The sequence below is a fragment of the Desulforegula conservatrix Mb1Pa genome (genome assembly GCF_000426225.1).
Lineage (GTDB): Bacteria > Desulfobacterota > Desulfobacteria > Desulfobacterales > Desulforegulaceae > Desulforegula > Desulforegula conservatrix.
The window spans coordinates 1-8659 of record NZ_AUEY01000110.1; the positions used below are offsets into that span (position 1 = coordinate 1).

The following is an 8659-nucleotide window of genomic DNA, read 5'->3' on the forward strand; positions in this document are numbered from 1 at the left end:
ATCGGATCAGCCAGGGCAAAACTCAAGATCGGGCTTAGAAATCTGGCATATAACATGTTTAGGTTTAAAACTCTGCTTACGACTGTTTAAACAGATGCCAAAAATCTACAGATTAATGCTCTAAGGGGATTATTATGATTATTTTATAATTCCGAAAAGGGCTTTGTGCCCTATATGTCATTGAGATTTCTGACAAAAACAACTGCTCTCTTGGCTAATACAGACAAGTGAGTAAAGATATCTGAAAAATGATATTTTTAGAGGCAGCCTAAAGTGAAACAGCATTAAGCTGTTTCACTTTTTATATTTTGTTTAAAGACTGATGATCTCGCAAAAAACCAGAAAATGCTTATTAGTCATTCCGGGCTTGATCCGGCACCCAGCATTTTCAATTACTTCTGGATTCCGGCCTTCTCAGGAATGATGGCAATCGGACTTTTTGCGGCCTTTTCAAAGACTAAGTTCTTGTGAGCTGACGGTATTTGAGTCTGTGCGGTCTTTCAGCAGCTGCTCCGAGGCGTTTTTTGCGATCCTCTTCATATTCGCTGTAATTGCCTTCGACCCAGACCGCCTGGCTGTCCCCTTCAAAGGCGAGGATATGAGTAGCAATCCTATCGAGGAACCATCTGTCATGACTTATGACAACGGCGCAACCCGCGAAATTCTCAAGAGCTTCCTCAAGAGCGCGCATTGTATTTACGTCAAGGTCATTGGTAGGTTCGTCAAGCAAAAGCACGTTGGCCTCTGATTTAAGCATTCTTGCGAGGTTTACTCTGTTTCTCTCACCGCCTGAAAGCACATCAACCTTTTTCTGCTGATCCTGACCGGAAAAATTGAATCTTGCGACATAAGCCCTTGAATTTACTTCTCTGCCGCCTATGGTTAAAGTATCATAGCCATCTGAAATCACTTCCCAGATATTCTTTCCTGCAACAAGGGCGTCCCTGTGCTGATCCACATGTGCAAGACGAACGCTTTCGCTTACACGTATGGAACCGGAATCAGGTTGTTCCTGACCGGTTATGAGCCTGAAAAGTGTGGTCTTTCCAGCCCCATTGGCTCCAATTATTCCGACTATGCCACCAGGAGGCAAAGAAAAAGTAAGGTTCTCAAAAAGAAGATTATCTCCGAATGATTTGGAAATATTCTGGGCCTCTATGACCATATTGCCGAGTCTTGGGCCTGATGGAATGAAAATTTCCAGATCCTTGACTTTGTCTCCGGCTGACTCATTATAGAGTTTTTCATAGGCTGTTATCCTTGCTTTTGACTTGGCATGCCGGCCTTTGGGGCTCATCTTGATCCACTCAAGCTCGCGTTTCAGGGTTTTCTGACGTGATCCTTCGGATTTTTCCTCAACGGCAAGACGCTTCTGCTTCTGGTCAAGCCATGAGGAATAATTGCCCTTCCAAGGAATCCCCTGACCACGGTCAAGCTCAAGAATCCAACCAGCAACATTATCAAGGAAATAACGGTCATGGGTTACTGCAATGACGGTTCCTTCGTACTTCTGAAGAAAAAGCTCCAGCCATGCTACAGACTCCGCGTCAAGATGGTTGGTAGGTTCGTCAAGAAGAAGAATATCCGGTTTTGAAAGAAGAAGCCTGCAAAGCGCGACACGCCTTTTTTCACCTCCTGAGAGAAAATTGACAGGAGAATCGGCCGGGGGACAGCGAAGCGCATCCATTGCCATTTCAAGGCGTGAGTCAAGATCCCAGGCGTCATGGCGGTCAAGAAGGTCCTGAACCTCGCCCTGGCGATGGATAAGCTTGTCCATGGCATCATCATCCATTGGCTCTGCGAACTTCTCGTTGATTTCATTATACTCTTTAAGAAGATCAACAATTGACTGAACACCTTCTTCCACAACTTCTCTGACAGTCTTTGTTTCATTTATCAGAGGTTCCTGCTCAAGATAACCGATATTGTATTCTGCTGCGTGAATTATCTCGCCATTGAATTCCTTGTCAATGCCCGCCATTATCTTCAAAAGCGTACTTTTACCTGAACCGTTCAGACCAAGAACGCCTATTTTTGCCCCATAAAAATATGAAAGGGAAATGTCCTTTATTATGGGCTTTTTGTCGTAAAACTTGCTGACCTTCATCATCGAATAGATGACTTTCTTTGTATCTACACTCATTTTTCCTCCGTGCTGCCCGGCTTCAGGCTATATAATTAATTTAACAATAAATTCTGATTATTTTATATTGATGCTTTATTTTCCTGGGGCTAAGGTCTGCGCCCAAAAAATATTACTGGCTCCATTATACACAGAATTTTTTCATCCTGATTTGTCATTTCAACATGAACTTTTACAAGCCCCCAGTCCGGCTTTGAGACAGTTATTTTTGTCTCTATTATTGTAATTTCGGCCTTCATGACATCCCCTGCAATCATTGGAGAAGGCCATTTAAGGAGATCGACTCCGGGCGAGCATACGCAGCTTGACCTTATGAGAAGGGTATCAACAAGCAGTTTCATGCACACGCTGCTGATATGCCATCCGCTTGCAATGACATCACCTGATATCTGGGGCCCGATATGCTGGGAGTCACCCGTATGAAATGCCTGGGGATCAAATTTTCTGGCAAAATCCACAATATCGTCTCTGGTGATTTCCAAGATATCAGAGACAAATCTCAAACCCGGCTTAAGATCTTCAAAATAAAATATTTTTTCATTCATTTACAGCAACCTATCCAAGGAATGTTACGACTGGATCACGCATCAGCATTTCTATTGCCTTTTCAGCGCTTTCGGAAATATGCGGGAAAACTTCCCCTAATCCGCGAAGATGCCTCAGATTGTCCGCAGTTCTTGATACGAGTCTTGCCATATCCCCTTCAGCTAACCTCGTATAATTGCAGACTTTCTCCCAAGGCTCCTCTTTGGCCCATCTGTATATAGCGATGGCCGGTTTAACATAAAGAGGCGACACGACAAAACCTTTTTTCTTCAGATGCTTAAGAAAAGGTCTAAGCCCTCTTCTTAAATCGCTCAAAGCAACATATATGGGATCTTCACTATCCTTTAAGAATGAATCTTCCTCAAATTCCCTGTCATTGACAAATAAAGCCATTGCACCCGCAAGAAGCGCCGGATCAGTATAAGAAAACAGTCCTGTTCTCAGACCTTCCGCAACAAGAAGAGGATGGTCAATTCTCAGCTGGGAAGCCCAATAACCATCCGATGTCAGACTCCCGCCTGGTTCAACAAAACCTGTTTCTACAAGAAAATCAAGATGCCTTAAAAAAGCGTCCCATAAAAAAGAATTTTCGAATATTTTCCGACCCTTACCTGCATCAGACTTCTGCTTCAAGGAATAGGTGGCCTCAAAAGTTGCCAGGGAGTGCTGGAGAAGTTCCTTTATCTGCTCAGGCTTATGAGAAAGAAGAAGATTCAGGGTCATGGAAAAATTTACTCTAATCTGACTCAGAATATTTCCAGGCCCCTGCCTTGTGAGCCTCGCCGTCAGAAAAAGATCCATAAATTTGCCAGGAAGTGCCATGACAAATCCGATCTTGTCCATTCCTCTGCGCCCTGCCCTGCCTGACATCTGATGATAATCATTGGCCCCAAGCGGAATGAACTCGACGCCGTTAAACCTGTCGGAATTTGATATGACAACTGTTCTTGCCGGAAAATTTACTCCTGCCGCAACGGTTGAAGTCGCAAAAACAGCATCAAGCAGGCCTTCGGACATTAAAGTCTCAACCACAATTTTCCACCCCGGCAGCTGACCACCATGGTGGGAACCTACACCGAGATGTTCAAGATGCCACATCTGTTTGTGTTTCTTTAAATGTGGAATGGATCTTGTCAGCTCATCTATTCTTTTTTTAATTGTGAGCTTGCGTTCAGGATCAGTATCAAGCCCAATACTGTCACACAATTCAAGCGATCCGTCACAGTCTGATCTTGATTTCAGAAAAAAAATAGCGGGCAGAAGATCAAATTTTCTTAAAACCCTTATAATATCACCCATTGGAGGAAGTCTTCCTGGCGGAGCCATAAGTGGAGGCTTATCTGCACTGAGATATTTGATAACCTTTATATCGAGTCCGCCCTTTGTTTTCTTGCCGTTTTTTGCAACAAGCGGCTCAATTGTACCGCATGGATGAAAAAATAGAGGAAATAAAGGAACAGGACGCTCTGTTGAGGAGACAACAACACATTCCTTGGCCCTGACAGCTCCGATCCATTCAGCGATACGCCCTGCATTGCCAATGGTCGCTGAAAGAAGAAGCAGACTTACCCTGATAGGAAGGTAGATTATTACCTCTTCCCAGACAACCCCTCTTTCCTCATCGCCTATATAATGTGCCTCATCCATAACAACGAGATCAGAACGGATGTCAACGGCTTTGTGCATGGAATCATAGAGCTGGTTCCTGAGGATTTCGGTGGTTCCAACAATAATTGGAGCATCAGGGTTTTCCTGCCTGTCTCCGGTAAGGATACCTACATTGTCCTGACCAAAAACATGACAGAAATGATTATAAATTGAATTTGAAAGAGCCTTCAGCGGCGACGCATACCAGGAGCGCCCTCCGTTATCAAAGACCCTCCTTATAGCCGTCTCAGCAATCCAGGTCTTGCCTGATCCGGTCGGAGCCGTTACTAGGCAGTCATTCTCTATTACAGCTGCAACAGCTTCAAGCTGAAAAGGATCAGGATGAAATGGAGAAGGTTCAGGCGTGCCAATTTCCTTAAAAACAGATTTAAGGCGGGGGTCTATATCCGGCTTTATTTTTGAGTGGAATTTTTTGTCTTTGGGATACCCTTTTTCAGAGTATCTTCCTTTGTCATTTTTTTTATGTGGAAGGTATTTTTTCATCAATAATGTTTACTTTTAGTAAGCGGAAATATAAATACTCGTTTTTCCCATGAATTCCGGCTTGGGTATAGCATCCATGATTCTTGCAAGTAAAGAATGATTTTGATCCGCCAAACAGTTAACAAAAATTTAATATTAGGTAAAAAATGACCAACAACACCGTCCACAAACCTGAAATCCTGTCGCCCGCAGGATGCAAAGCATCTTTTCTTGCGGCAATAGCAGCCGGTGCGGATGCAATTTACTGCGGATTGAAAATTTTTTCAGCCCGTATGGAGGCGGACAATTTCTCAATTGATGAACTTGCTGCACTTACAATGCTTGCCCATTCAAAAGGAGTCAGGGTCTATGTAACCCTCAACTCACTCCTAAAAGAAGACGAGCTTGAAAAAGCAGGCCGTCAGCTGTCAAGACTCGCAACCGACGTGAAACCAGACGCAATCATAATTCAGGATATTGCTTTTATTGAACTCGCAAAACAGGCTGGTTTCAAAGGCGAGATTCATCTTTCGACACTTGCGGCGCTCACAACGGCATCAGGAATTAAAATGGCCGAGCAGCTTGGAGTACATAGAGTTGTCATTCCAAGAGAACTTAATATCGATGAAATCAAAGCCATGGCAGCTGCTTCAGGGCCAAAAACAGATCTTGAAGTATTTGTTCATGGAGCTCTCTGCTATGCGGTTTCAGGAAAATGCTACTGGAGCAGTTTTCTTGGAGGAAAAAGCGGTCTCCGCGGAAGATGCGTTCAGCCATGCAGGAGATCCTATAACCAGGATGGTAATACTTCCGGAGTGTTCTCGTGTCAGGATTTCAGCGCTGATGTTCTGACCAAAATTCTCCTTTCAGTTCCAGAGGTTAAAACATGGAAAATCGAGGGAAGAAAAAAGGGGCCGCACTATGTATTTTACACAACCACAGCATATAAAATGCTTCGAGACGAAAGCAAGGACGCTTCAGTAAAAAGATCAGCCATCCAGCTGCTTGAACAGGCTCTGGGAAGGGACACAACGCACTACAACATTCTTCCCCAAAGAGCGCAAAATCCCATAAACACAAAATTCCAAACTGCTTCAGGCAAATATATAGGCAAGGTTCAGGGTAGCGTCAAAGCGCCTTTTTTTACTCCGCGCATTCCTTTATTGCCAAACGATCTACTGAGGATAGGCTATGAAGACAGCCACGGACACAAGATTCAGAAAATAAACAGAAGCGTCCCCAAACAGGGCAAATTCCCTTTCAGTACATATAGCAAGTCAGGTTTGCCTTTTCCCGGAAGTTCTGTTTTTTTGATAGACAGACGAGAAAAAGCTCTGGATGTAATGATTAAAGAACTTGAAAATGAACTTGTGGCAATATCTTCAACAATTTCAACAAAAGCAGAACCACCTGATTTCAAGATAAATTATTTTAAAAAGGACTTCAGAAGAGCCCAGGCTTTTGAAATGAAATTCAAGGAAATACCCAGATCTTCAGGAGCCAATTCAAAATGGCTGTCGAAAAAAGAGGTCGATAAAACCGTCAGGGCTGAGTCTGAAAAAACCTGGTGGTGGATTCACCCTGTAATCTGGCCAGAGAATGAGCCTGAATTTGAAGAGCTTTTAAAAAATGCCTCTGCCAAAGGAGCTATGAACTTTGTATTAAACTCAATATGGCAGTTTGAATCCTTAAAAAAAATATGCGGCAAAAAATCAAGAATATGGGCAGGGCCTTTCTGTAATATTTCCAACTCATATTCCATCAAAGCGTTAGAAAAATTAGGCTTTGATGGAGTAATAGTTTCACCTGAACTGCCTGGTGAAATCATGACTTCTTTGCCGTCAACCTCGGCTCTGCCTCTTGGAGTAGTTATTTCCGGGCTCTGGCCTTTTGCAATCTCAAGAATCAAAGCAGATGATTTAACACCTGACGCACCATTTTTAAGCCCGAAAGGTGAAGAGGCGTTCATCACAAAAAAGGATTCCAACTGGTGGGTTTTCCCTAACTGGAAGCTTGATATTTCAACAAAAAAGAGCCTTCTAGAAAAATCGGGTTACAAAGTATTTGTCCATATGGAAGAAAAAATCCCTAACTCCATGAAAATCAAAAACAGAGAAGGTCTGTGGAACTGGGATATAAGGCTATTATAATGGCCGGAGGGTCGCTTTTCGGGAAAAGCTCCGCAAAAACTTTGTGGTTTTGCTAGTAGACAAAAAATACTGATATTTTTAGAGTCTTACAAATGTTCAGGCCATGACCTTTTCAAATATTACTGAGATTTGAGCATAGCCACAAAAAATAATTGAAATTGACTCCAAGATTCAAACGCTATATATAGTATATATTATGATAGACACAGACAAAATACTGGAAACTGGAATAAAAGCCGCTTTTGAAAGTGGCAGGATACTTCGCTTTTACCTTGGTAATCTCGCTGAAATAAATAAAAAAGGCGAGACAGATCTTGTCACCAAGGCAGATATCGAGTCAGAAAAAATAATTACTGAAACAATCAGAGCCATATATCCTAATCATTCAATTCTTGCGGAAGAAGGTGGACTGACAACAAATGATACTTCAAGCGGTCAGTCAAACAGATGGATCATTGATCCTCTTGACGGAACAACTAATTTTGCCCATCAACTTCCTCTCTTCTGCTGCTCCATAGCCTTTCAGCATGAAAATGAAATAATTACAGGGATTGTATTTAATCCTGTAACAAATGAGCTTTTCACTGCCGTAAAAAATGGCGGTGCATATCTGAACGGAGCTAAAATCAAGGTAAGTGGTAAAAACGATCTAAAGGAGAGCCTTCTTGTAACAGGCTTCCCTTATGATACTAACGGCATCATCGATCCAATAGTCAAAAGGCTTTCAAACTGCCTGAAAGCGGCCCAGGGAATAAGAAGACTCGGATCAGCCGCGCTCGACCTTTGCTATATTGCATGCGGTAGATTTGACGGATTCTGGGAGCAGAAACTAAAACCTTGGGACACGGCTGCCGGATACCTTATAGCGTCAGAAGCAGGAGGCCTTGTCACGGATTTTGCAAATAAACCTTTTCAAACAGAAATGAATGAGCTATTAGCGACGAATGGCTTGATTCATAGTCAAATGATCTCAATGATGAGAATTTAGAAGCAAAGAAGAATATGAAAATTATAAAAAAAAAATTGGTTTCAGAAAATGACGATCTTAACGACTATCTGGACTGCTTCGGCTATTTCAGATTAGGCGACAGGGTTTGCTATAATCACTGCGCACTCAGAATTAAGTGTTTAATAAAAAAAGAAAGACTTCTCAGCGCAGAACTCGTAGAAGATTTCATGGAAGCAGAAACCCAAGCCTCGGTATCACAGTGATGATTTGACCCCGCTTCTTATAAAATATACTGCACTGGAACCATTTTTTTTTAAATGATTCCAGTTTTTTGTTTCCGCCATCCCCATTCTTAAGCCAGATTTCAAATTCTTATTCCAATTGTAAATAATGAGAGCATTGATTTGCAAGACCTTATATGGTTAACAAGGTCGCAAAAAGTCCGATTTCCGTCATTCCGGCGCAGGCCGGAATCCAGAAGTAATTGAAATCACTGGGTGCCTGATCAAGTCCGGCATGACGATAAAGCCATTTTTTGACTTTTTGCGAGTCCATCAAATAAATACTCTTTGCAATAAAAATTTTGATTACCATTTTTACTCCGCCATGCTTATCTTAAGGCAGGTTAAAGATTATCCAGATATGATGGAGGTGTAGCATGGCAAAAAATATGATCCAATTTCAAAAAGGAAAGAGTATTCACGAATTCCTGTCCGAATATGGGACCGAAGATAAGTGCCA

General features: G+C 42.4%; 7 protein-coding genes. 3 read left to right on the forward strand and 4 right to left on the reverse strand.

The genetic code is table 11. The annotated features are described in order from the left end of the window. Window positions 1-457: 457 nt before the first annotated feature. The 3 genes from ettA to K245_RS25625 form a co-directional block, all read right to left on the reverse strand. Window positions 458-2143, reverse strand: coding sequence for an energy-dependent translational throttle protein EttA (gene ettA / locus K245_RS0119845; protein WP_027360587.1), 1686 nt, complete (start codon window positions 2141-2143; stop codon window positions 458-460). An 89-nt stretch (window positions 2144-2232) separates the two neighbouring features. Further along, the gene (locus tag K245_RS0119850) at window positions 2233-2688 is read right to left on the reverse strand and encodes a hotdog family protein (RefSeq protein WP_027360588.1); all 456 of its coding nucleotides are present in this window, start codon (window positions 2686-2688) and stop codon (window positions 2233-2235) included. 10 nt (window positions 2689-2698) lie between these two features. Then, on the reverse strand, window positions 2699-4840 hold the full coding sequence (locus K245_RS25625; RefSeq protein ID WP_084156452.1) for a DEAD/DEAH box helicase: 2142 nt from the start codon (window positions 4838-4840) through the stop codon (window positions 2699-2701). Between the two features lie 146 nt (window positions 4841-4986). Here K245_RS25625 and K245_RS0119860 point away from each other — a divergent pair, with 146 nt between their 5' ends. The 3 genes from K245_RS0119860 (at window position 4987) to K245_RS0119870 (ending at window position 8181) form a co-directional block, all read left to right on the forward strand. Then, window positions 4987-6969, forward strand: coding sequence for a peptidase U32 family protein (locus K245_RS0119860; RefSeq protein ID WP_027360589.1), 1983 nt, complete (start codon window positions 4987-4989; stop codon window positions 6967-6969). Window positions 6970-7165: 196 nt separating this feature from the next. Continuing rightward, on the forward strand, window positions 7166-7957 hold the full coding sequence (locus K245_RS0119865) for an inositol monophosphatase family protein (RefSeq protein ID WP_027360590.1): 792 nt from the start codon (window positions 7166-7168) through the stop codon (window positions 7955-7957). Window positions 7958-7971: 14 nt separating this feature from the next. Continuing rightward, window positions 7972-8181: a hypothetical protein gene (locus tag K245_RS0119870; protein WP_027360591.1), complete on the forward strand. Its 210-nt coding sequence runs from the start codon at window positions 7972-7974 to the stop codon at window positions 8179-8181. 151 nt (window positions 8182-8332) lie between these two features. Here the strand turns inward: K245_RS0119870 and K245_RS0119880 are convergent, their stop codons facing one another. Next, entirely contained in the window at window positions 8333-8512 is a 180-nt protein-coding gene (locus tag K245_RS0119880) for a hypothetical protein (RefSeq protein WP_027360592.1), read from the reverse strand. Window positions 8513-8659: the final 147 nt, after the last annotated feature.

Coding starts and splice junctions, on each gene's coding strand:
- K245_RS0119860 (WP_027360589.1), top strand. CDS start 4,987: ATGACCAACAACACCGTCCACAAACCTGAAATCCTGTCGCCCGCAGGA.
- K245_RS0119865 (WP_027360590.1), top strand. CDS start 7,166: ATGATAGACACAGACAAAATACTGGAAACTGGAATAAAAGCCGCTTTT.
- K245_RS0119880 (WP_027360592.1), bottom strand. CDS start 8,512: ATGGTAATCAAAATTTTTATTGCAAAGAGTATTTATTTGATGGACTCG.
- ettA (WP_027360587.1), bottom strand. CDS start 2,143: ATGAGTGTAGATACAAAGAAAGTCATCTATTCGATGATGAAGGTCAGC.
- K245_RS0119870 (WP_027360591.1), top strand. CDS start 7,972: ATGAAAATTATAAAAAAAAAATTGGTTTCAGAAAATGACGATCTTAAC.
- K245_RS25625 (WP_084156452.1), bottom strand. CDS start 4,840: ATGAAAAAATACCTTCCACATAAAAAAAATGACAAAGGAAGATACTCT.
- K245_RS0119850 (WP_027360588.1), bottom strand. CDS start 2,688: ATGAATGAAAAAATATTTTATTTTGAAGATCTTAAGCCGGGTTTGAGA.